Annotated in this window: 19 protein-coding genes and 1 pseudogene; 7 read left to right on the top strand and 13 right to left on the bottom strand. The window is 55.3% G+C overall.

What is annotated here, in order from left to right; all coding sequences use genetic code 11:
• The first annotated feature begins 166 nt into the window (after positions 1-166).
• Together yqhD and dkgA are read left to right on the top strand one after the other, a co-directional pair.
• Positions 167-1,330 (top strand): alcohol dehydrogenase, encoded by a 1,164-nt coding sequence (gene yqhD, locus IP581_RS19630; protein ID WP_193821183.1) that lies wholly within the window; start codon positions 167-169, stop codon positions 1,328-1,330.
• Positions 1,331-1,431: 101 nt separating this feature from the next.
• Entirely contained in the window at positions 1,432-2,259 is an 828-nt protein-coding gene (dkgA, locus tag IP581_RS19635) for a 2,5-didehydrogluconate reductase DkgA (protein WP_193821184.1), read from the top strand.
• Positions 2,260-2,348: 89 nt separating this feature from the next.
• Here dkgA and IP581_RS19640 read toward each other — a convergent pair.
• The 5 genes and pseudogenes from IP581_RS19640 to IP581_RS19660 form a co-directional block, all read right to left on the bottom strand.
• Positions 2,349-4,618 (bottom strand): annotated as a pseudogene (locus IP581_RS19640) (YgiQ family radical SAM protein).
• 35 nt (positions 4,619-4,653) lie between these two features.
• Positions 4,654-6,066 (bottom strand): cell division protein FtsP, encoded by a 1,413-nt coding sequence (gene ftsP, locus IP581_RS19645; protein WP_193821185.1) that lies wholly within the window; start codon positions 6,064-6,066, stop codon positions 4,654-4,656.
• A gap of 71 nt (positions 6,067-6,137) precedes the next feature.
• Positions 6,138-6,875 carry a 1-acylglycerol-3-phosphate O-acyltransferase gene (gene plsC, locus IP581_RS19650; protein ID WP_086873395.1) on the bottom strand — a complete coding sequence of 246 codons (738 nt, stop codon included), beginning with the start codon at positions 6,873-6,875 and terminating at the stop codon, positions 6,138-6,140.
• A gap of 242 nt (positions 6,876-7,117) precedes the next feature.
• Positions 7,118-9,376 (bottom strand): DNA topoisomerase IV subunit A, encoded by a 2,259-nt coding sequence (parC, locus tag IP581_RS19655; protein WP_097400793.1) that lies wholly within the window; start codon positions 9,374-9,376, stop codon positions 7,118-7,120.
• A 118-nt stretch (positions 9,377-9,494) separates the two neighbouring features.
• Positions 9,495-9,884, bottom strand: coding sequence for a YgiW/YdeI family stress tolerance OB fold protein (locus IP581_RS19660; RefSeq protein WP_097400792.1), 390 nt, complete (start codon positions 9,882-9,884; stop codon positions 9,495-9,497).
• A 144-nt stretch (positions 9,885-10,028) separates the two neighbouring features.
• On the opposite strand from IP581_RS19660, the gene qseB reads away from it, so the two are divergent.
• From qseB to IP581_RS19680, 4 genes are all read left to right on the top strand, one after another.
• Positions 10,029-10,688: a quorum sensing response regulator transcription factor QseB gene (gene qseB / locus IP581_RS19665; RefSeq protein ID WP_193821186.1), complete on the top strand. Its 660-nt coding sequence runs from the start codon at positions 10,029-10,031 to the stop codon at positions 10,686-10,688.
• The gene (gene qseC / locus IP581_RS19670) at positions 10,685-12,031 is read left to right on the top strand and encodes a quorum sensing histidine kinase QseC (protein WP_193821187.1); all 1,347 of its coding nucleotides are present in this window, start codon (positions 10,685-10,687) and stop codon (positions 12,029-12,031) included. Before qseB ends, qseC begins: the two co-directional genes overlap by 4 nt.
• Before the next feature lie 107 nt (positions 12,032-12,138).
• Positions 12,139-12,720, top strand: a complete 582-nt coding sequence (locus IP581_RS19675) for an NAD(P)H-dependent oxidoreductase (protein WP_193821188.1) — start codon at positions 12,139-12,141, stop codon at positions 12,718-12,720.
• Positions 12,721-12,754: 34 nt separating this feature from the next.
• A complete protein-coding gene (locus IP581_RS19680; protein ID WP_086873390.1) occupies positions 12,755-13,069 on the top strand; it encodes a putative quinol monooxygenase in 315 nt (104 codons plus the stop codon).
• Positions 13,070-13,109: 40 nt separating this feature from the next.
• Here the strand turns inward: IP581_RS19680 and IP581_RS19685 are convergent, their stop codons facing one another.
• From IP581_RS19685 to IP581_RS19695, 3 genes are read right to left on the bottom strand one after another with little or no spacing between them, the layout of a single operon-like run.
• Positions 13,110-14,300 carry a glycoside hydrolase family 88 protein gene (locus IP581_RS19685; RefSeq protein WP_193821189.1) on the bottom strand — a complete coding sequence of 397 codons (1,191 nt, stop codon included), beginning with the start codon at positions 14,298-14,300 and terminating at the stop codon, positions 13,110-13,112.
• A 46-nt stretch (positions 14,301-14,346) separates the two neighbouring features.
• Positions 14,347-15,606: an oligosaccharide MFS transporter gene (locus tag IP581_RS19690; RefSeq protein WP_193821190.1), complete on the bottom strand. Its 1,260-nt coding sequence runs from the start codon at positions 15,604-15,606 to the stop codon at positions 14,347-14,349.
• A 58-nt stretch (positions 15,607-15,664) separates the two neighbouring features.
• The gene (locus IP581_RS19695) at positions 15,665-17,491 is read right to left on the bottom strand and encodes a DUF2264 domain-containing protein (RefSeq protein WP_193821191.1); all 1,827 of its coding nucleotides are present in this window, start codon (positions 17,489-17,491) and stop codon (positions 15,665-15,667) included.
• A gap of 165 nt (positions 17,492-17,656) precedes the next feature.
• Between IP581_RS19695 and IP581_RS19700 the strand changes: the two genes are divergently transcribed.
• Positions 17,657-18,529 carry a helix-turn-helix transcriptional regulator gene (locus IP581_RS19700; RefSeq protein ID WP_097400787.1) on the top strand — a complete coding sequence of 291 codons (873 nt, stop codon included), beginning with the start codon at positions 17,657-17,659 and terminating at the stop codon, positions 18,527-18,529.
• 253 nt (positions 18,530-18,782) lie between these two features.
• On the opposite strand, the gene parE is transcribed toward IP581_RS19700, so the two are convergent.
• Genes parE through nudF form a run of 5 tightly spaced genes read right to left on the bottom strand, consistent with a single transcriptional unit; the run spans position 18,783 to position 23,195 of the window.
• Complete coding sequence (gene parE, locus IP581_RS19705) at positions 18,783-20,675, bottom strand: DNA topoisomerase IV subunit B (protein WP_193822727.1); 1,893 nt, start codon at positions 20,673-20,675, stop codon at positions 18,783-18,785.
• Positions 20,676-20,716: 41 nt separating this feature from the next.
• The gene (yqiA, locus tag IP581_RS19710; RefSeq protein WP_086873382.1) at positions 20,717-21,292 is read right to left on the bottom strand and encodes an esterase YqiA; all 576 of its coding nucleotides are present in this window, start codon (positions 21,290-21,292) and stop codon (positions 20,717-20,719) included.
• Complete coding sequence (gene cpdA / locus IP581_RS19715; RefSeq protein ID WP_086873381.1) at positions 21,292-22,119, bottom strand: 3',5'-cyclic-AMP phosphodiesterase; 828 nt, start codon at positions 22,117-22,119, stop codon at positions 21,292-21,294. Before cpdA ends, yqiA begins: the two co-directional genes overlap by 1 nt.
• Before the next feature lie 24 nt (positions 22,120-22,143).
• The gene (locus IP581_RS19720; RefSeq protein WP_017457456.1) at positions 22,144-22,566 is read right to left on the bottom strand and encodes a DUF1249 family protein; all 423 of its coding nucleotides are present in this window, start codon (positions 22,564-22,566) and stop codon (positions 22,144-22,146) included.
• Complete coding sequence (gene nudF, locus IP581_RS19725; protein WP_086873380.1) at positions 22,563-23,195, bottom strand: ADP-ribose diphosphatase; 633 nt, start codon at positions 23,193-23,195, stop codon at positions 22,563-22,565. Before nudF ends, IP581_RS19720 begins: the two co-directional genes overlap by 4 nt.
• Positions 23,196-23,305 lie beyond the last annotated feature (110 nt).

The following is a 23,305-nucleotide window of genomic DNA, read 5'->3' on the forward strand; positions in this document are numbered from 1 at the left end:
GTACAGTGTGCAAACTTTTGTGCTTTTTCTCCAGTCACATGGAGAAACAGGCAAGACATCGGCAGGAATGTGCATTGAGAGCGCGGTTGCCCGCGCCCACAATGATCGCCACTGGGCAAATCACCGCCGCACTCTTTTTTTCACCTCACTAAGAAGGGAACGAGCAATGAACAATTTTAATCTGCATACCCCGACCCGCATTCTGTTCGGCAAAGGTGCCATCGCCAATCTGCGCGAGCAAATCCCGGCTGGCGCTCGTGTCTTGATCACCTACGGCGGCGGCAGCGTGAAGAAAAACGGCGTGCTCGACCAGGTTTACAGCGCGCTGCAAGGTCTGGATGTGCGTGAATTCAGCGGCATCGAACCGAACCCAACCTACGAAACGCTGATGAAAGCGGTACAGGTTGTAAAAGATGAAAACATCACCTTCCTGCTGGCGGTCGGCGGCGGTTCCGTGCTGGACGGCACCAAATTTATCGCCGCTGCGGCGCACTATGCCGAGGGCGTTGATCCGTGGCACATTCTGCAAACGCGCGGCGGCGAAATTAAAAGCGCGATCCCGATGGGTTCCGTGCTGACACTACCGGCGACCGGTTCCGAGTCCAACGCGGGCGCAGTGGTGTCACGTAAAGCGACCGGCGACAAGCAGGCGTTCCACTCCCCGTTCGTTCAGCCGGTCTTTGCGGTGCTGGATCCGGTCTATACCTACACCCTGCCGCCGCGCCAGGTGGCGAACGGCGTGGTCGATGCCTTTGTTCATACCGTTGAGCAGTACGTCACTTATCCGGTCAATGGCAAAATTCAGGATCGCTTTGCCGAAGGCATTCTGCTGACGCTGATTGAAGAAGGCCCGAAAGCGTTGCAGGAGCCGGAAAACTACGATGTACGCGCCAACGTGATGTGGGCGGCGACACAAGCGCTGAACGGCCTGATTGGTGCAGGTGTGCCGCAGGATTGGGCCACGCATATGCTGGGCCATGAACTGACAGCGATGCATGGTCTTGATCACGCACAGACGCTGGCGGTGGTTCTGCCTGCGCTGTGGAATGAGAAACGCGACACTAAACGCGAAAAACTGCTGCAATACGCCGAGCGCGTCTGGAACATTACTGAAGGTTCTGAAAGTGAGCGCATTGATGCGGCTATCGAAGCCACACGCAACTTCTTCGAACGCATGGGTGTTCCGACCCGTCTTTCCGGTTACGGCCTGGATGGCAGTTCCATTCCGGCACTGCTGGCGAAACTGGAAGAGCACGGCATGACGAAACTGGGCGAACGCCAGGATATCACGCTGGATGTGAGCCGTCGTATTTACGAAGCGGCACGCTAAGGTCGTATTGCCCCGCCTTCCGTTTTTGGTTTTTTCGACCACACTTAATGCACATCACCTTACCGGGCTCGTCCCGGTAAGCTTATTCAAAGGAGAAATGCATGACACATCCAACCGTGATTAAGCTTTCTGACGGCAACCTGATGCCGCAACTGGGTCTTGGCGTGTGGAAAGCGAGCAACGAGGAAGTGGTAACCGCCATCCAAAAGGCGCTGGAGGTGGGATATCGCTCCATTGATACCGCCGCCGCCTATCAGAACGAAGAGGGCGTTGGCAAAGCCTTAGCCAGCGCAGGCGTGCCGCGTGAAGAGTTGTTTATTACCACCAAGCTGTGGAATGACGATCATAAACATCCCGCCGAGGCGCTGAAAACCAGCCTGAAAAAGTTACAACTGGATTACGTCGATCTCTATCTGATGCACTGGCCGGTTCCGGCTATCGATCATTACGTTGAAGCCTGGCAAGGGATGATAGAGCTGCAAAAACAGGGGCTGGTAAAAAGTATCGGCGTGTGTAATTTCGAGATCCACCACCTGCAAAAGATCATTGATGAAACCAACGTGATCCCGGTTATCAACCAGATCGAACTGCACCCGTTAATGCAGCAGCGGCAACTGCATGCCTGGAATGCGACGCATAAAATCCAGACCGAGTCCTGGAGCCCGCTGGCACAAGGCGGCGAAGGGGTATTTGATCAGAAAATTATTCGCGATCTGGCGGATAAATACGGCAAAACACCTGCTCAGGTGGTGATCCGCTGGCATCTTGATAGCGGTCTGGTGGTGATCCCGAAATCGGTGACGCCGGCGCGTATCGCCGAGAACTTTAACGTCTGGGATTTCCGCCTTGATAAAGACGAGCTGGCGGAGATCGCCAAACTGGATGCCGGTAAACGACTGGGGCCAGACCCGGATCAGTTTGGGGGTTAAGTTTTTCCAGCAAGCCACAACACTGTCGTTGTCGCTTTTTTGCCTATAGAAAACAAAAATCCCGGCATCTCGCCGGGATTTTCATGTGTTTAGCGCACGCGTGAGGCTTTCTTCTTCGCGGGCGCAGCGGCAGCATTTTTACCGTTGCTGCGCTGATGCACAATCGGCGTGTGTTTGGTTAATGCCGGACGTGACTGGCGGTTCTGGCGGCGCGCTTCGCGCATTTCGTCAAGCGTAGGCGCAGGTACCAGGCATTCACGGCGTGAACCAATCAGGTGCTTTTTACCCATCGCTTCCAGCGCCTGGCGCAGCAGCGGCCAGTTGGCTGGATCGTGATAACGCAGCAGCGCTTTATGCAGGCGGCGCTGTTTATCCCCTTTCGGCACCACCACCTCTTCGCTCTTGTAATCGATCTTCGACAGCGGGTTTTTCCCGGTGTAATACATGGTCGTCGAGTTCGCCAGCGGCGACGGATAGAAGTTCTGCACCTGGTCTAAGCGGAAGCGGTGGCGCTTCAGCCACAGCGCCAGGTTCACCATATCTTCATCACGCGTGCCGGGATGCGCAGAGATAAAGTACGGGATCAGATACTGCTCTTTACCCGCCTCTTTCGAGTAGGTGTCGAACAGTTGCTTGAAGCGATCGTAACTGCCCATCCCCGGTTTCATCATCTTCGACAGCGGCCCCTCTTCGGTGTGCTCCGGGGCAATCTTCAGATAACCACCGACGTGGTGCGTCGCCAGCTCTTTCACATAACGCGGATCTTCCACCGCCAGATCGTAACGCACGCCGGAAGCGATCAGGATCTTCTTGATGCCTTTCAGATCGCGCGCGCGGCGATAGAGATCGATCGTCGGCTGGTGGTTGGTGTCCATGTGCGGACAGATATCCGGGTAAACACAGGAGAGACGACGGCAGGTCTGCTCGGCGCGCGGTGATTTACAGCGCAGCATATACATGTTGGCGGTTGGCCCGCCAAGATCGGAGATAACGCCGGTAAAACCAGGCACTGTGTCGCGAATCGCTTCGATCTCGTTGATGATCGAGTCTTCGGAACGGCTCTGGATAATGCGCCCTTCATGCTCGGTGATCGAGCAGAAAGAGCAGCCGCCAAAGCAGCCGCGCATGATGTTAATCGAGAAGCGGATCATCTCGTAAGCCGGAATTCGGCTGTTACCGTATGCCGGGTGCGGCACGCGCTTGTACGGCAGTGCAAAAACGCTGTCCATCTCTTCAGTCGACAGCGGGATCGCCGGTGGGTTGATCCAGATATAACGGTCACCATGCTTTTGCAGCAGCGCACGGGCGCAACCGGGGTTCGTTTCGTGGTGCAGAATGCGCGACGCATGCGCGTAGAGCACTTTATCGGCTTTCACCTTCTCAAAGGAAGGCAGCAGCACGTAGGTTTTCTCCCACGGTTTCGGGCGCGGTGGCTGAACGGTAACGCGTTTTGCTTCCTGCGCTTTTGGCTCAACCGGTTTGTTATCGGCGCACGGCAGATCGTCGCCGTACGGATGCGGAATCGGATCGATTTTGCCCGGCGTATCTAGCCGCGTGGAATCCACGCCGCTCCAGCCAGGCAACGCTTCTTTGACGATGATCGCGGTGTTACGCACATCGCGGATTTCACCGATCGGTTCACCGGCAGCGAGGCGGTGCGCCACTTCCACCAGCGGGCGCTCACCGTTACCGAACATCAGCATGTCGGCTTTGGCATCGATCAGCACCGATCGGCGCACGGTGTCAGACCAGTAATCGTAATGCGCTGTGCGGCGCAAGCTGGCTTCGATGCCGCCGAGGATCACCGGCACATCTTTCCACGCTTCTTTACAGCGTTGGGTATAAACCAGCGTCGCGCGATCCGGGCGTTTACCGGCAACGTTATCCGGCGTGTAGGCATCGTCATGGCGCAGCTTACGATCGGCGGTGTAGCGGTTGATCATCGAGTCCATGTTGCCGGCGGTCACGCCGAAAAACAGGTTCGGTTTACCGAGGCGCATAAAGTCGTCTTTGCTGCTCCAGTCCGGCTGGGCGATGATGCCAACGCGAAAGCCCTGTGCTTCCAGCATACGGCCGCAAATCGCCATACCGAAACTCGGGTGGTCGACGTAAGCATCACCCGTCACCAGAATGATGTCGCAGCTATCCCAGCCAAGTTGATCCATCTCTTCGCGCGACATCGGCAAAAACGGCGCGGGGCCGAAGCAGGCCGCCCAGTACTGGGGCCATGAGAAAAGGTCACGATCCGGTTGGATCAGGGATATTGCGCTCATCTTGCTTCCAAAAGTGGTAAAAAAATCATCAAAGGGCGGCGATTATACGCCGTAATCTTGCACGAAATGAAGGAGGATTTTGTCAAGGCCTGATAAGCGCGTAGCCACCAGGCCAGGTCAGTTATGGCGCGGGGTTTACCAGCAGTTGCCCCATCGAACCGCGATCGGCCATTTCCAGCGTCTGGCTGTGATACTGGAACGGGAAATGCGGCCACGAAGGCTGACCAAACCACACCAGCAACTCCACCTGCCCATCAATCCAGACCGTATCTTTCCAGCCCCGATCTTCCGGGAAAGGCATCGCGCCATTCACGTTGCGAACCAGGAACATGACGCCTTCAATATGGAACGACTGCGGCATCTCCGCACGCACCGTCCAGCGCTCCCAGGTGCCCTGCTGGGCGGTAATATCGATACGCTGCGTGTCCCACAGCTGGCCGTTAATGCCCGGATCGCTATCCAGGGTAATGTCGCGGTTGCGGGTTGGCGTACCGGCCTGAATATCGGACGGCAACAGGCGCATCGGCAGCGTGTCGGTAACCAGCGGCAGCAGGCCGGTAGGTCGCAGCGTCAACACCAGCGTGGAGATCAAAATGCTCGACGGCTCAAAGAAACCGCGCAGGCGATCCATAATGCTCGCCGCTTCACCGCAGGTGATCGACACTTCATCGCCGTTGGTCATATCCACCAGTACTTCGCGCCGCTCGCCCGGTGCCAGTGAAAGTTGCTTAACCGAGACTGGCGCAGGCAAAAAACCCTGATCGCCAGCAATCACATGCAACGCCCGGCCATCACTCATTTGCAGTTGATAACGGCGAGAGTTTGAAGCATTCAACAGGCGCAGACGCACCCAGCCGCGAGAAACTTCGACATACGGGCTTTGCGCGCCATTGACCATCAGCGTATCACCGACAAACCCACCGCTACCCGGTTCGCTGTATTCCGGCGTGCCGAAATTATCCAGCCGTTTGTCCTGAATAATGACCGGGAAATCATCCACGCCGTAGTGCTTAGGGATCGGCAGTGATTTGCTGAGATCATCTTCGACCAGCCACATTCCCGCCAGGCCGTTATACACCTGCAGTGCGGTACGGTTCGGCGTATTGGCGTGATACCACAGCGTTCCCGCGCTCTGGCGGATCGGCAGTACCGGCGCCCAGTCGTTATTGGCGGTCATCATGCGCGCCGCGCCGCCGATAAGCGGCCCCGGCACCTGCAAACCGCTCACGGTCATGGCCACGTTTTCCGCCAGCCGGTTGCTGTAAATCAGCTTAACGTCGTCGCCGTTCCAGACGCGGATCGTCGGTCCAAGATAGCGCCCGTTGATGCCGGAAACCTGCGCCCGTGTGCCGGTGGCAAACGACCAGTGCGCGCGTTGTAAGGTCATAAACAGTGGCTGACCGCGCCGGGATTCCAGCAGCGGCGGAATGGGCAGCGGCGGTTGCGGCCCGGCAGCATTTGCCCTCAGCGGCACCGCGCCTGCACAAAGCGCAACCCCGGATGCCTGAAGAAACTGACGCCGACTGAGTGACATATTTGCTCCGTGAAAAACTAACTCAATGCGCCGGAGGCTTACTCTCCTCCGGTGTTGCGAAATAAAACAGATTAAACCCGGCCGGTTGCTTCGCGTTCTGCAACTTCTTTATCGAGCTCTGCAATTTTTGCCGCCATCAGTTCGCGACAGTGCGTCGCCAGCTGGCGTACCTGATCTTTACCAAATTGCGAAACATCTACCGGCGGCAGCATCTCGACAATCACCAGCCCGTTACGCAGCCGGTTAAGGTTAACTTTGTTCGCATTGTTGGAAACACACACCGGGATGATCGGAACACCGGCGGCAATCGCCGCATGAAACGCGCCGGTTTTAAACGGCAGCAAACCGCGACCGCGGCTGCGGGTGCCTTCCGGAAACATCCAGATGGAAATATTGCGTTTCTGGATCTGTTTCACCACTTCGGCAATGGTGCCGTGCGCTTTTGCGCGGTTATCGCGATCGATGAGCAGGTTGCCGGTCAGCCAGTAAAGCTGACCGAAGAATGGCACCCACAGCAGGCTTTTCTTACCGACAGTCACCGTTGGCGGCAGCACAATGCTGGAGGCGGTCACCATATCGTAGTTGCTCTGATGATTAGCAATATAGATAGCGTTGCCGAACTTTTCCGCGCCTGGCGGCAGACGGGTTTCGACTTTCAGCCCAAAGACCGGCGCAAGGCGGCCGAACATATGACCGAAGGTAGCAACGTGTTTAGGATTACGCGGACTGAATAAACAATAGAGAGAACCGAATACGCACACCAGAATGGAGTAGATGACGACAATAATGACGCGAAAAATGAATAGCATAACAAACCTCTGAAGCCCATACCTTTGAGCATTATATGCACGCCAGAGCCCTCACGCTGAAGCTGGCTGTGTCGCCGTCGACCCGCAACGGGCCTGGGCTATTTTTTTAAAGGCCGCAGTAGGGTATGCGGCCTTTAAAAAAACGTATTGTTAATCGCAATGCACGAATTAACAACGCTTTTACGGGAAATTTTCTCAGAAAGATCTCCCCACCGGGAAGGTGGGGAGCCTTACGGCGAAGATTACTCTTCGCTGTCGCCCGCGCCCTGGCGGGAAGGCGCGTCAATCTCGACGCGATCAATTTTTTGCAGGCCGCGCATCAGCGTACCGCGACGCCCGCGCTCGCCCTGCACTTTTTGCAGCTCTTCGGGGCGCAGTTTGATTTTGCGTTTACCCACGTGGATGGTCAGCGTGCTCTGGGGCGGCAACAGATAGAGATGCGCAAGATTATCTGCGCCAGTCGCCGCATCAGCGGAAGGGATACCGATAATCTTGTTACCTTTACCTTTCGACAACTGCGGCAGCTCGCTGACCGGGAACATCAGCATGCGGCCTGCGGCGGTGATCGCCAGCAGCATATCGCTGTCGTTCTCGATCTCCAGCGGCGGCATTACTTTGGCGTTTTCCGGCAGGCTGATCAGAGTTTTACCGGCACGGTTACGCGCCACTAAATCATTGAAGGTACAAACGAAGCCATAACCCGCATCGGACGCCATCAGCAGTTTTTGATCCTCGTTGCTCATCATCATATGCTCAACGGTCGCCCCCGGCGGCAGTGTCAGCTTACCGGTTAACGGCTCGCCCTGACCGCGTGCGGAAGGCAGCGTAATCGGATCGATAGCGTAGCTGCGCCCGGTGCTATCAATAAACACCACCGGTTGGTTGCTCTTGCCTTTCACGGAAGACTTCCAGCTATCGCCCGCTTTGTAGCTCAGCCCTTGCGCGTCGATATCATGGCCTTTGGCGCTCCGCACCCAGCCCATTTGTGACAGCACAATGGTCACCGGCTCAGACGGCTGCATATCGTGCTCGTTCATCGCTTTCGCTTCTTCGCGCTCGTGCAGCGGTGAACGGCGATCGTCGCCAAATGCGTCGGCATCGGCTTGCAGCTCTTTTTTCAGCAGGTTGTTCATCTTGCGCTCGGAGGCCAGAATCGCCTGCAATTGATCGCGCTCTTTTGCAAGATCGTCCTGCTCACCGCGGATCTTCATCTCTTCCAGTCTGGCGAGATGGCGCAGTTTTAACTCAAGGATCGCTTCCGCCTGCGTTTCGCTGATGCCAAAGCGCGACATCAGCGCCGGTTTCGGCTCATCTTCCGTACGGATGATCTCGATGACTTCATCAATATTGAGAAACGCCACCAGCAAACCTTCGAGGATATGCAGGCGTTTGAGCACTTTCTCCAGCCGGTGATTCAGGCGGCGACGTACGGTGTCGCGGCGAAACGCCAGCCACTCGGTGAGGATCTCCAGCAGGTTTTTCACCGCCGGGCGACCATCCAGGCCGATCATGTTCAGGTTGATGCGGTAGCTTTTTTCCAGATCGGTGGTGGCGAACAGGTGGTTCATCACCTGTTCCATATCCACGCGGTTGGAGCGCGGCACGATCACCAGACGCGTCGGGTTTTCGTGATCCGACTCGTCACGCAGATCGTCGACCATCGGCAGCTTTTTATTGCGCATCTGGCTGGCGATTTGCTCCAGCACGCGCGCACCGGAAACCTGGTGCGGCAGCGCGGTAATAACCACTGCGCCATCCTCTTTTTTCCACACCGCGCGCATACGCACCGAACCGCGACCATTTTGGTAGATTTTGCGGATTTCTGCGCGGGAAGTGATGATTTCCGCTTCGGTTGGGTAGTCCGGCCCCTGCACGATATCCAGCAGCGCATCGAGCGTGGTTTTCGGCTGCTCAATCAGGGTTATCGCCGCGTTGGCCACTTCGCGCAGGTTATGCGGCGGAATATCCGTCGCCATACCGACTGCAATGCCGGTCGTACCGTTGAGGAGGATATTCGGCAGGCGCGCAGGCAGCATTTTCGGCTCCTGCATCGTACCGTCGAAGTTCGGCACCCAGTCAACGGTGCCTTGCCCCAGTTCGCTCAGCAGCAGCTCGGCGTATTTGGATAAACGGGATTCGGTGTAACGCATCGCCGCGAAGGACTTCGGATCGTCCGGCGCCCCCCAGTTACCCTGGCCGTCGACCAGCGGGTAACGGTAAGAGAACGGCTGCGCCATCAGCACCATCGCTTCATAGCAGGCGCTGTCGCCGTGCGGATGGTATTTACCCAACACGTCGCCCACGGTACGGGCGGATTTTTTGAACTTCGCGCTGGCGTTCAGCCCCAGTTCTGACATTGCGTAAACGATGCGACGCTGAACGGGTTTCAGGCCATCACCGATAAACGGCAACGCCCTGTCCATGATGACGTACATGGAGTAGTTCAGGTATGCGTTTTCCGTAAATTCATGCAGCGCAAGGCGCTCTGCCATATCGCTCATTAATCGTGATTCCTCAACGTATGCGCCCGCCTGTGCGGCGGCAATATTGCCGCAGATACTACCTTATCTGCGGCGAGGAGTCATAGCGATGAGCGATTTTTTCACACGCGTCTGGCGCTTACTGCGTGACTTTGCGGATCTCTTTGACATCGATTTCGACTGAATTCCAGTCTTTATCGACTTCGCCCTGGATCTCTACCGTATCTTGTGGCCCAACAGTCACGCCGTTCCAGCGCTTGTGGTTGATATCGATATTGATGGTGCCGGTCGAATCTTTAAACAGGTAGGTATCATCAGAGATGCGCTCGACAATATTACCGCGCAGCGTCACCCAGGCGTCGTCGCGCAGTGATTTCGCGCTTTCAACGGTGGCTTTGCTGCCATTCGGCCCGGTAAAACCGCCGCTTTGCGAGGTGGCACCCGGCCCGGTAAAGCCGCCAGGATTCGCCGCAAAAGCGGGGGCGGAACAGAGTGTGAGAACAGCGACAAGTGCAGCAATCTTTTTCATGTTTTATCTCCCTTACGATGGTTAACGTCCATTTAACCCGTCACTCCTTAACGACTTCTTAACGGGAAAAAAGATTATTTTCCGCTGTACATTGTCGACCAGCAGCGGTTTTACTGCCAGTAACACAGAGTGAAAGGAGGCAAAATGCGCATTTTACTGGTGGAAGATGACACGCTCATCGGCGACGGGTTAAAAGCCGGGCTGGGCAAGAAAGGTTTTAGCGTCGACTGGTTTACCGATGGCAAACAAGGCAGGGAAGCGCTGTTTAGCGCGCCTTATGATGCGGTGATCCTCGACTTAACGCTGCCAGGCATCGACGGGCTGGATATTCTGCGCGACTGGCGCGAGCAAAAGTGCGCGGAACCAGTGTTGATCCTCACCGCGCGCGATGCCATCGACCAGCGTGTTGAGGGGTTGCGCCTCGGCGCGGATGATTATCTGTGCAAACCGTTCGCGCTGGTTGAAGTGGCGGCCAGGCTCGAAGTGCTTATTCGCCGCCGCCACGGGCAGACGCAAAGCTTGCTGCGCCATGGCAATGTCACGCTCGATCCTGGCAATCTGGTCGCCACGCTTGACGGCGAAACGCTGGCGCTAAAACCGAAGGAGTTCGCCCTGCTGGAACTGCTGCTGCGCAATGCCGGGCGTGTTCTGCCGCGTAAATTAATCGAAGAGAAGCTCTATACCTGGGATGACGACGTCACCAGCAACGCGGTGGAAGTGCATGTACACCATTTACGCCGCAAGCTCGGTACAACGTTTATCCGCACCGTTCATGGCATCGGTTATACGCTGGGAGACGCATGAAACTGACCCGCCCGCTGAGTTTACGCCTGCGCCTGACACTGCTGTTTTTGCTGCTGTCGATGGTCGCCTGGCTCAGCGCCAGTCTCGTTGCCTGGCAGCAAACCCGCGATAAACTCGACAAACTTTTTGATACCCAGCAAACGCTGTTCGCCAAACGACTCAGCGTGATGGAGTTTGAGCCGCTAAAAAACACCGCGCCGGCGCTCACTAAAAAGCAGATCAAACACGGGCATCTGGATGATGATGCGCTGGCTTTCGCTATCTACTCAACCGACGGCAACATGCTGCTGCACGATGGCGAAAACGGGAAAGAGATCCCTTACAACTACCGGCGGGAAGGATTTGCTAACGGGCAGCTACGTGATGACGACGATCAATGGCGTTTTCTGTGGCTCACCGCGCCGAACGGCAAATTCCGTGTGGTGGTCGGCCAGGAGTGGGATTATCGCCACGAGATGGCGCTGGAGATTATCACCTCGCAGCTCACGCCGTGGCTCATCGCCCTGCCGCTGATGCTGGTGCTATTGATCGTGTTGCTGAGCCTTGAATTGCGGCCGCTGAAAAAACTGGCGCAGGCGCTGCGCTCACGGGCGCCGGATCGTGCCGATCCGCTCAGTAACGAGGGCGTTCCCAACGAAGTGCGCCCGTTAGTGGATGCGCTGGACCAGCTCTTTGATCGTACGCAGAATATGATGCAGCGTGAACGGCGCTTTACTTCCGATGCCGCACATGAGTTACGCAGCCCGCTGGCGGCGCTGAAAGTGCAAACCGAGGTCGCGCAGCTTTCCGATGATGATCCCGCCGCACAGCAAAAGGCTCTTGCCCAGTTGCACGTCGGAATCGATCGCGCCACGCGTCTGGTGGATCAATTACTGACACTTTCCAGGCTCGACTCCCTGAGCAACCTTGACGATGTGGAAGAGGTTTCGCTGGCTTCCCTGCTGCAATCCGCAGTGATGGAGATTTACCCTACCGCGCAGCAAGCCGGTATCGATATACGCCTGCATCTCAATGCTCCAGCGGTCAGCCGCCAGGCGCAACCGCTTTTGTTGAGTTTGCTGGTGCGTAATCTGCTGGATAATGCCATTCGCTACAGCCCGCCAGGCAGCGTGGTTGATGTGACGCTGGACGCCACCGAATTTAGCGTTCGCGATAATGGCCCCGGTATTGACGATGAAGCGCTGGCGCGCATTGGCGAACGTTTTTACCGCCCGCCGGGACAAACGCAAACCGGCAGTGGGCTGGGGTTATCGATTGTGCAGCGTATTGCCCGCCTGCATCACATGCGCGTCGCGTTTGGCAATCATCCGCAAGGCGGTTTTATCGCGCAGGTGAGCTGGTAGCGGCGTTTATTGCGGCTCAAGCAAAAGTCTTTGCACGTTTTGCCAATTTTTCCGCACCGTTGGTCCGGTTAAAATCGCGGTCAAACGCATTTAACCGAGGATCTCTCATGAGCAATATCTTAATTATCAACGGTGCGAAGAAATTCGCGCACTCTAACGGCCAGCTGAATGACACCCTGACCGAGGTCGCGGAAAGTTTTCTGCGCGACGCCGGGCATGATGTTAAAACCGTACGTACCGACGGCGATTACGACATCAAAGCGGAAGTGGATAACTTCCTGTGGGCTGACACCATTATCTGGCAGATGCCTGGCTGGTGGATGGGCGCGCCGTGGACCGTTAAAAAATATATGGACGATGTGTTTACTGAAGGCCACGGTTCACTGTACGCCAGCGATGGTCGCACACGTTCTGACGCCTCGAAAAAATACGGTTCTGGCGGTTTGATTCAGGGCAAAACCTATATGCTGTCGCTGACCTGGAACGCGCCGATGGAAGCCTTTACCGATGAAGAACAGTTCTTCCATGGGGTTGGCGTTGATGGTGTTTACCTGCCGTTCCACAAAGCGAACCAGTTCCTTGGTATGGACGCGCTGCCGACCTTTATCGTTAACGACGTGATTAAAATGCCGGACGTGCCGCGCTATATCGCAGAATATCGCAAGCATCTCAGTGAGATTTTTGCTTAACTGTGAAGCTGGACTTATAGGGAGTAGGTTAATCATGTTGACAGTAATTGCAGAAATCCGTACCCGTCCAGGACAGCATCACCGCCAGGCGGTACTCGATGAGTTCGCGAAAATTGTGCCTGTGGTATTGCAGGAAGAGGGTTGCCATGGCTACGCGCCGCTGGTCGATCACGCGGCTAATGTGAGTTTCCAGGCGACTGCACCGGACTCGATCATGATGGTGGAACAGTGGGAAAGCGTGGCGCATCTTGAAGCGCACCTGCAAACACCGCATATGAAAGCCTGGAGTGAAGCAGTAAAAGGCGACGTGCTTGAGACGCATATCCGCATCCTGGAAGCGGGTCTCTAAGCGTTTGTCCCTCTCCGTTTAAAGAGAGGGACACTGCTTTTCACCAGTAGAGTTTCCAGCTCTGCGAAAAGCGCATCAGCGCTTCCACATAGAAGTAATCCCCCCAGCTACAACACTCATCAACGCCCTTATTGCTCGCCAGGTGATACACGGAATGTTTCAGCAATCCGTTGGTCGCTTCGTTTTTACCCGCCAGATAGTGTTTATTAAGCGACGACATAATGCGCATTGCCCATTGCTGGTAGCGTTCTCTGTCCGGATCGGTCACGGGCAGATGCTTAACCAGCTCCAGCAGGCCGCATACCGCAATCGCCGCCGATGACGAATCGCGCAGCGCATCGGTTCCCACCAGCGCCAGATCCCAGTGGCACACCGCATCTTCCGGCAAGCGGTTGAGAAAGTAGTTCGCCAGCCGTTTCGACAGCGCCACCATCTCCCGATCGCCGGTGTAGATAAAGCTCAGCAGAAAACCGTAAATCCCCCACGCCTGCCCGCGCGACCAGCAGGAATCATCCGCATAGCCCTGCTGCGTATTGCCATAACGCGGCGCACCGGTGTCGATATCCATATAGTAGGTGTGAAACGTGGAGGCATCTTCGCGAATCAGGTATTTCGCCGCCTGCCGCACATGGGCTTGTGCCGCATCAGCAAAGCGCCGGTCGCCGGTCTGTTCGGTTGCCCAGTAGAGCAGCGGCAGGTTCATATTGCAGTCGATGATCATCCGACCGGCCTGTTCGGGATCGCGCAGATCGCCCCACGCCTGGATAATCTGCGCTTTGTGGTGAAAGCGCTCCAGCAGCGCTTCTGCCGCCAGCAGGGCGAAAGCGCGCGCATCGCGATTGCCAGTCAGCCGCCAGCTTGCCACGCACGAAAGCGTATATAAGAAGCCGAGATCGTGAGTGTTAGTGTCGCTGCGCCCGGCAATGCGCAGGCCGAACGAGCGCACATGGCGCTCTGCCAGCGCGCGGAACGGCTCATCACCACTCATTTCCCACGCCAGCCAAAGCTGCCCGGTCCAGAAACTGGTGGTCCACTCAACATTGTCGGTTAACGGGTAATAACCCTGCACGCAGGTTTCGGCGGGAAAATATTCTCCGAATTCCGTTAAATGACGGCGAATCAGTTCAAGGGTATGGCTACGCGCAGAAGCAATTTCATCTTTAAATACCTGCGCATCCACAGGCGCGCCGGGATAATCGCGTAACGTTTCCTCAACGATTTTACTTAACATATTTCGGTTCCTTGTTGGTGCATAATTTAAAATAGCCGTTAACGCGTTAGTTATTTCCCGCAATATCCAGGGTGCTATGCTGACGCCATTTACTCTGGCAGGCCGATAACGTAAATAGGGAAATTAATGTGAAGGTCAGCGCCACGCAGCCCATAATAATATAGGTATTTTCAAAACCAATACGGTCATACAAAATACCGGCCGGGGAAGAGACCACAACGTTACCGACATATAACATGGCCTGGTAGCCTAATAAATACATGGTGGCATTAACGCGTTTATCGAAATGCTCAGCAATATATTTAAATACCGATACCAGCAGCAGACAAATCTCAAGACCGTATAACGGTTTTAATACTGAAATAAGCAGATGCGATTCGCACAGCCCGGAAATAATCAACCGCGCGCCCACCACCAGCCCGACAATCAATAACCCGCGTTTCGCGCCGATGAAATTCACAAACAGCGGGATCACCATATACATGACGAATTCCATGCCGGACTGTACCGTGCCCAGGTAACCAAACACGGCGTTGCCCTGATGAACGTCGTCAAAGAAGGTGACGAAATAGCGGGAGAACTGCTGCTCGGCGATAAACATCATCCACGCTACACCGGCAACATAGAGACAGAAAGCCCAGAATTTGCGGTTACGCAGCAGGGCGTAGACATCTGCCGGGGCGATTTTCTCCTTGGTCAGCACCTCGCTGGCGTTGGCGGCGTTAACGTTGACTTTCAGGCTCAGCAACACCGCCAGCATAATAAGCGACGCGACCGATCCCATGATGAAGTTATACGCCGGAGAGAGGTTAAACAGCAGGCCGGAGAACGAGGACGCCACCGCCCAACCGAGCGAGCCCCACATCCTGATTTGGCCAAACTCCATGCCGTTTAAGCGGCTGTAGCGGTCGGTATAAGATTCGCAGGCGGCGACACCCGCATACCAGGCAAAACTTAAATAGATAGCCCCGACAATAATGCCCAGCAAAGTATTAGAAATTAATAACGGTTGATAAACGTAGATAAAAAAGGGCGCCATTAATGCCGACATCAGCACGACAAAATAGAGCAAATATTTGCTCATGCCGATTTTATCCAGAATATAACCGTAGATCGGTTTTAAAATAACGGAAAAGATGCCATTAATGGCAAACACCGTACCAATCACTGTGCCGCTAAGATTGGCTTTTTGTCCTAACCAGATAGCCAGCAGACCGATACTTGCCGACCAGGTAAAAAAATAGAGAAAGATAAAGCTACTGATTTTGTAATATTCGGCTTTATTATTTATGGCGATCTTTTCCATACTATCCTCGACGAAAGCATGTAGGGTTCAGAGTTCATAGCCCGGCCGTAACCGGGAATTAAAAGGCAATAACAATATTGTTTTCCTGCTCCGGTGTATTAATTACCAGCGCCTGTTCTTCGATGTGCAATTGCGGTAAGACAAAATCAAAAGCCTGCTCCGTAATAGCAGCCTGAACCGCACAGGCCAGCCACTGCCTGCCCGGCGCAATATTTCCACGCAGCACCGGGATTGACGCGCAAGGGGAAAACATAATGCTGCTGTTGGGCGGTGTAACCACGCTATCGGCTTCACGCGGCGCAGTGCCCGCTAATTCAAAGATGCCGCTAACGCCATTTTCCGCGCTAACCAGGCTACCGCCCTGCTCGTTGCGGTGCGGCGCTTTCAGCACCGCGAAACCGCCCTCCACGCTTTGCAAATGACGTGCGGAATCAATGCGATGCACGCGCAAGTGCCAGTCACCGCACGGTATAAGCCAGCTTGCGATATGCACGTCTGCCCACGGCGACCAGCGCGAGAAAATCGCCTGTTCTGTCACAACCACCTCGTCGCACTCACGGCGACCACGAAAATAGTTATCTCCTTCACTGAGCAGCAACATCGAATCGCAGGCGGCGTGTTTAATTCCGTACCGCCCGCGTTCAATGGTGAAACCAAAACGGCTGGAGTAGGCAAACTTGGTGTACTTCGCCTCGGTATTGACGTAGTTGTTCAGCTCCAGTTGTCCGGCGGTGAGCATCCAGACATGCCGCGAGCGATCGCTGTGGACAATGATCTGCCCGGCAGGCGCAATCGTACGCTGCGTGTTTAGCGCAGGCAGCGGCAGTTCTGGTGCTTGCCAGAAATCGTCTGATGACGGCAACGCCAGAATCAGGAAAACTTTCAGCGCCCAGTATGGCGAGCCCGGCGAATTGTAGTCTTCACACATCGCGAGGTTCGGGTAGGCGAAACCGAGCGTTAAAATGCCGTCGCGATCGAAAATCGGCTGCTGTAACCACCAGCGCAAATGGCGCAGGACAACCCCTTTCACCACGCCAGGTGAAAACACCGCCAGCCCGGAAAAGGCCACCGCACTCCAGAAGGCCACCATCGCGAAACGGTACGTCAGGCTGCGGCCAAAAGGCACTGATTCGCCCTGCGCCGCTGACATATAGATAAAATCTTCGGCAAAAAGCGTTGCCCGCTCGCGCAGCGTCGCCGCACGCGATGCATCGTCTTCCCCATTCAGCGTGGCGTAAATCAACCCGTAAAAATGAAACGCCATTGAGATGTAGTAATCTTTTGGTCGTCCTGGGCCATCGGAATACCAACCGTCGCCAAGGTAGTAGGCATCCATCATGCGAAAACGCCGTTCAATGGCTGCGGCATCCCAGGGTAATCCGGCGCGTTTAAAACCAAGCTGCACCATGATGGCGAAAAAATTCCAGTTGCTGTCAGGCATCTGCGCGTCGGTGATTTGGTTCAGCCACTGGTGCAGATTGCGGACATCCGCTTCGCTCAGCAACGCGGTCAATTTATCGCCCAGCAGCGCCAGCCCCAGACCATAAGCCGCCATCTCCACCAGCCGCTGATCGTAGGGCTCTGTTGTCCCCCAGTAGCCCGCGCTTTGTGGATCGACGCCGCGCTTGATCGCCGCCAGATATTTGTGGCTGAAGGGTTCTGCGTCGTCACCTGCCATTAACGGAAACAGCCCCCACAACGCGCGGGACAGCCCTTCCATTTCGGCAATCGCATCGCTGTAATGCGCGCTGGTGGCTCCCAGCGAGAAATGCGACGCCCCTTCAGGAAACTGTTTATCCAGCGCCGCCAGCATCTGCTTCAACGCGCCGACTACATCGTCACGGGATGACAATGGATTTGATGTTTTCACTTCCGCCGCCTGCATAGCGTTCTCTCCCTCATGGTGTGGCTGAAGGATAGTTAATGAACAACCGCCGGAAATGTTAGCTCTGTCACATCGGCATGCTTTTCCTGAACCCGCTGTTGAGAAAATTTAAAACCGTGGTTTATAAATGTGCCTTGCGGGGTAAAAATTGAGATGGGTTGCACTATGACGACACCATTGCAGAACGAACGTCTTGAACTGATCACGTTAAACGATGCGGTGGTATCGTTTAGCCGACTTTTCGCCAATACCGTGCGTTATCATCACTGGCACCAGTGTCTGGAAGTGCTGTATGTAGAAGAGGGTTTTGGTGTGGTGATGGTTGATAACCGCCAGTACACCATGCGCCCAGGGCGGCTCTTTTTCTTTCCGCCTTTCACCATCCATAAAGTGATGGTGGATGAGCAAGCGCAGGCCATCTATCGCCGCACCATTATTCACGTTGATCACCACGCCGTGCTGCAAAATCTACGCGCGTTCCCGCACAATCACCAGCGATTGCAGCATCTCGCTTTACGCGGTGGCCCGGCGGTGGTAATGGATGTCGCGGCTATTCACCCGCATATCGACCACCTGTTTAGCAGCTACGCGAGGCTTGCCGAAAACCACAGTCTGAATGGCGAGCAGGTCGCCTGTTTGTTGCTAAATCTGTTGAGTATGTTGCCAGAAGATAAGCAGAAATTACCGGATGAACGCAACGGCATTGCCACGCCGGTGATGTTCTGGCTGGAGGAGAATTACCGGCAGAAATTCAGCCTTGCGCGGCTGGCGCAGGAGTTGGGCAAATCCCGCAGCTATGTCTCGCGCCGTTTCCATTTTGAGACCGGCGAACCCATCCACCAGTATCTGAACACTCTGCGCTTGCGCAAAGCATGCGACTTGTTACTGCATAGCGCACTGGCCATTCACCATATCGCCAGCGAAGTGGGGTTTTCCGATGTGACTTACTTTATCAGCGCGTTTAAGAAGGGCATTGGCGAAACGCCACTGCAATACCGGAAAAGCCGGGCGGGCTGTCGGCGCAATGAGGGGGTTTAACGAAGCGGTGAATCAAATTACCGAAATATTACCGCCGTTTATTCAGCAAGAATTGATGAGCTTCCGCAGTTGAAAACTGCACTGTCAGATGGATTACACCACGGCAGTCCAGACTGCGGTCGCGCATTGGTCAACGTCTATCGCTACGAAAAAAGTGATTATCTGAAGCTGAACTGACGGGAAGGTTGGCTGCTGGTGAAGTGGCGTTTTACAGACCCGGCCTACGTAGGCCGGGTCTGTACTTTAAACAGGATCAGGCTTCAATATCCGCCATATCGCCTTTTTCTTGTAGCCAGTTGCGGCGATCTTCTGAGCGCTTTTTAGCCAGCAACATGTCCATCATCGCGTTGGTCTGCTGCTCGTCTTCGTCGTCGATCACCAGTTGCACCAGGCGGCGGGTATTCGGATCAAGCGTGGTTTCGCGCAACTGCATCGGGTTCATTTCGCCCAGCCCTTTAAAGCGCTGCACGTTCGGTTTGCCCTTTTTGCGTTTTAACTGCTCCAGCACACCGGTTTTTTCTTCTTCCGTGAGCGCGTAATACACCTCTTTGCCGAGGTCGATACGGTACAGCGGCGGCAGCGCCACATGAACGTGGCCATTTTTCACCAGCGCACGGAAGTGCTTCACAAACAATGCGCACAGCAATGTGGCGATGTGCAGTCCATCGGAATCCGCATCCGCGAGAATACAGATCTTGCCGTAACGCAGCTGGCTCAGATCGTCGCTGTCTGGATCGATACCGATCGCCACCGAAATGTCGTGCACTTCCTGCGAGGCCAGCACTTCATCGGAAGAGACTTCCCAGGTGTTCAGGATCTTGCCTTTTAGCGGCATGATCGCCTGGTATTCACGATCGCGCGCCTGTTTCGCGGAGCCGCCCGCCGAGTCACCTTCCACGAGGAACAGTTCGGTGCGGCTCAGATCCTGCGCGGTGCAATCCGCCAGCTTACCAGGCAGCGCCGGGCCGCTGGTCAGCTTTTTGCGCACCACTTTTTTGGCGGCACGCATACGACGCTGAGCACTGGAGATGGCCATCTCCGCCAGCAGTTCCGCCGTTTGAATATTCTGGTTCAGCCACAGGCTGAATGCGTCTTTCACCACGCCAGAAACAAACGCGGCGCACTGACGGGACGACAATCGTTCTTTGGTCTGCCCGGCGAACTGCGGGTCCTGCATCTTCACTGACAGCACATAAGCGCAGCGATCCCAGATATCTTCCGCCGACAGCTTCACGCCGCGCGGCAGAATATTGCGGTATTCGCAGAATTCACGCATCGCGTCCAGCAACCCCTGACGCAGACCGTTAACGTGGGTGCCGCCCTGCATGGTGGGGATCAGGTTGACGTAACTTTCCGTCAGCAGCTCGCCGCCTTCCGGCAGCCATAGCAGCGCCCAATCGACCGCTTCGGTTTCCGCGGAGAAATTGCCGATAAACGGTTTCTCCGGCAGCGTCGGCAGGCCATTTACCGCTTCGCTCAGGTAATCGTTCAGACCATCCTGGTAGCACCAGCGCTGCTCGGCGTTGTTCACCTCATCTTTAAAGGTGATCTCGACGCCCGGGCAAAGCACGGCTTTGGCTTTCAGCAGATGCGTCAAACGGGAAACGGAAAAACGCGGGCTATCAAAGAAGGATTCGTCCGGCCAGAAATGCACGCTGGTGCCGGTATTGCGTTTACCGCAGGTGCCGATCACTTGCAGATCCTGCACTTTTTCACCGTTTTCAAACGCGATGCTATAGACCTGGCCGTCACGCTTGACGGTCACTTCCACGCGGCGGGACAAGGCGTTAACCACCGAGATGCCAACGCCGTGCAAACCACCAGAGAACTGGTAGTTTTTATTGGAGAATTTACCGCCCGCGTGCAGACGACAGAGGATCAGCTCAACGGCCGGAACGCCCTCTTCCGGGTGGATATCCACCGGCATACCGCGCCCGTCATCGATCACTTCCAGCGACTGATCGGCGTGCAGGATCACGTCCACGCGCTTAGCGTGGCCGGCCAGCGCTTCATCGACGCTGTTATCAATAACTTCCTGGCCCAGGTGGTTAGGGCGCGTGGTATCGGTGTACATCCCCGGACGGCGGCGAACCGGCTCAAGCCCGGTGAGTACCTCTATGGCATCAGCGTTATAGGATTGCGTCATGGTTTGTTCGTAGATAGTGACCGCATCGTTTCCCTGATGGCTCAATGCAGCCCAAGGAAATCGATAATCTGTGTGAAATGATTCTCAAAGCCCACAAAAGCATGGTTTCCGCCCTCTTCAACTGTCTGACGGCAGGCATCGTAATAAGCCACCGCCTGGCGGTAATCCAGCACTTCGTCCCCGGTTTGTTGTAGCAGCCAGATTAAATCCGGCGCTTCGAGCGGGTCAACTTGCATCACTTTGAGCTCGTAAATATGGCGAGACTCTAGCACATATTGCTGCCCTGTGTAGGGGTTCTCGTTATGCCCGAGATAATCTGCCAGCAATTCAAACGGTCGCACCGCAGGATTCACCACCACCGCTGGCAACATGAAACATTGCGAAAGCCAGGTGGCGTAATAGCCGCCGAGCGAGGAACCGACGATCCCGAGCTGTTTTCCGCCCTGTTCCAGCACCAGAGATTCCAGCAGTTCCGCCGCTGCCGCCGGATAAGGCGGTAACTGGGGCACAATCACGTTGATCTCCGGGTGATGCTGCGCCAGCCATTGCGAAAGCTGCGTCGCCTTGGCGGAACGCGGCGAGCTGTTAAACCCGTGCAGATAAAGAAGCGTGGACATCAGTAACCTTCTGAAGCGGTGTCCGGCCTGAACCGGGTACTTTCCAGGCGGCAAACTTCGGTGTGCAAGGTTCCGTCCGGGTAGAGTTCCAGCCAGCGCCAGCCTGGCGCGATGGTATCAAGCGTAAAGTTGGCGCAGTGCGGTTTAAATTGTACGCAGGTCGATGGCGTCGCCAGCAGACGACGGCCATTCCAGTCGAGATCCAGCTCCTGGTGAATATGCCCGCACAACAGATACCGCACCTGCGGAAAACGCTGTAACACGTTATCCAGCTCACCCGCGTTACGCAGGCTGTGTTGATCGAGCCAACTGCAGCCGGAAGGGAGTGGATGATGATGAAGCAGCAATAAGGTGTGGCGCTGCGGGCTGTCGGTGAGTTTCTTCTCCAGCCAGTCGAGCTGGAACTCGCTCAATTCACCATGCGGTACGCCAAACACCTGGCTGTCCAGCAGCAGAATTTGCCAGTGCTCGCCGATAAAAACGCGTTTCGCCGGCGAGATCCCCGCATCCTGCAACGCGCTGTACATGGCGGGCTGGAAATCGTGGTTGCCCGGCAGCCAAACGCAAGGCGCGTCAAAGCTTGCGATGCCATCAGCGAAAAGCTGATAAGCCGCAGCGGTATGGTCCTGTGCCAGGTCGCCGGTGGCGACAATAAGATCGCATTCACGCTGCTGAGAGCGGATAGCTTCCAGTACCGCCTGATAGCTTTCCCAGGTATTCACCCCTAACAACGTTTCATGCTTTTCGGCAAACAGGTGAGAATCAGTTATTTGTAATACCCTCACTCTGGGCTCACCCGCCAGAGAGAGGTTTAACAGGCTTTCCAAATGGTGTCCTTAGGTTTCACGACGCTAACAAACCGGAATCGCCATTGCTCCATGTGCTAAACAGTAACGCAGCCAATCGGCCAGAAACTGGTTAATTTGATGCTTTTCGTCGCGTTGATGCAACTTTTTATTCGGATAATCATAACGCGCTTTGAAACGAAAGATCTGCTGACTCGAACACACTTCGGCCACCATCGCATCGTGATAAAGTCGCACCGTCATTGACGGCAAGCTCCAGTAACTAATCGATGGCGCGGTCTGCTCAATTTCCACAAGCGTAGTGTAGCGGGTGGACTCGACTATCGTTAACCGGTACTGCGCGTTGGTCACCTGATAGCTCACCGTTTCGCCCGCTACGTCATTACGCGGCAGCAAGCGGCGCAACTGGGCGAAATTGGTTTCGCACAGGCGCATCATTTCTGGGAAGTCAGGTGTATAACGCTTCATTTTTTCCACTCGTTTCGTAAGCTCTCATGATGCAGTTGCAGCCATTGCAGGGCAATGACAGACGCTGCGTTGTCGATTTTCCCCTCTTCTACCCACTGGTAAGCCTGTTCCCGACTCACCACATGAACACGAATATCTTCGTTTTCATCCACCAGACCATGAATACCCGAGGCCTGCGTGGCATCCACTTCGCCCACCAACACGGCGGAACGCTCGCTGGTGCCGCCAGGGCTTGCCAAATAACTCAACATTCTTTTCACACGACCAACGTGCAGACCGGCCTCTTCGATGGCTTCGCGACGCACAACATCTTCATCGCTTTCGCCTTCTTCAATCATGCCGGCCACCATTTCGAGTAACCATGGGGTTTCGCTGGTATCAAACGCCGCAATGCGGATCTGTTCGATCAGCACAACTTCGTCGCGCACTGGGTCAAAGGGTAGCAAGACTGCGGCGTGACCGCGTTCAAAAATTTCACGGCGGACTTCACCGCTCATTTCGCCATTGAATAACCGGTGGCGAAAGCGGTATAGATCGAGCGAAAAAAAACCGCTGTAGAGCGTTTCCCGTGCAATAATTTCTACATCGTTTTTTGTGAAAGTCACTGCGGATGCTACTGGCTTACTCATGGGCGGCGTCTCTTTTGAAATAATGACAAAGCAGTAGATTTCAAGCCTGTATAGCTATCGTTTCAAGTGCTATGTGATAGATTGATGCATATTTACGCCGATGGCACGTT

This window comes from Kosakonia pseudosacchari (genome assembly GCF_015167415.1).
GTDB lineage: Bacteria > Pseudomonadota > Gammaproteobacteria > Enterobacterales > Enterobacteriaceae > Kosakonia > Kosakonia pseudosacchari.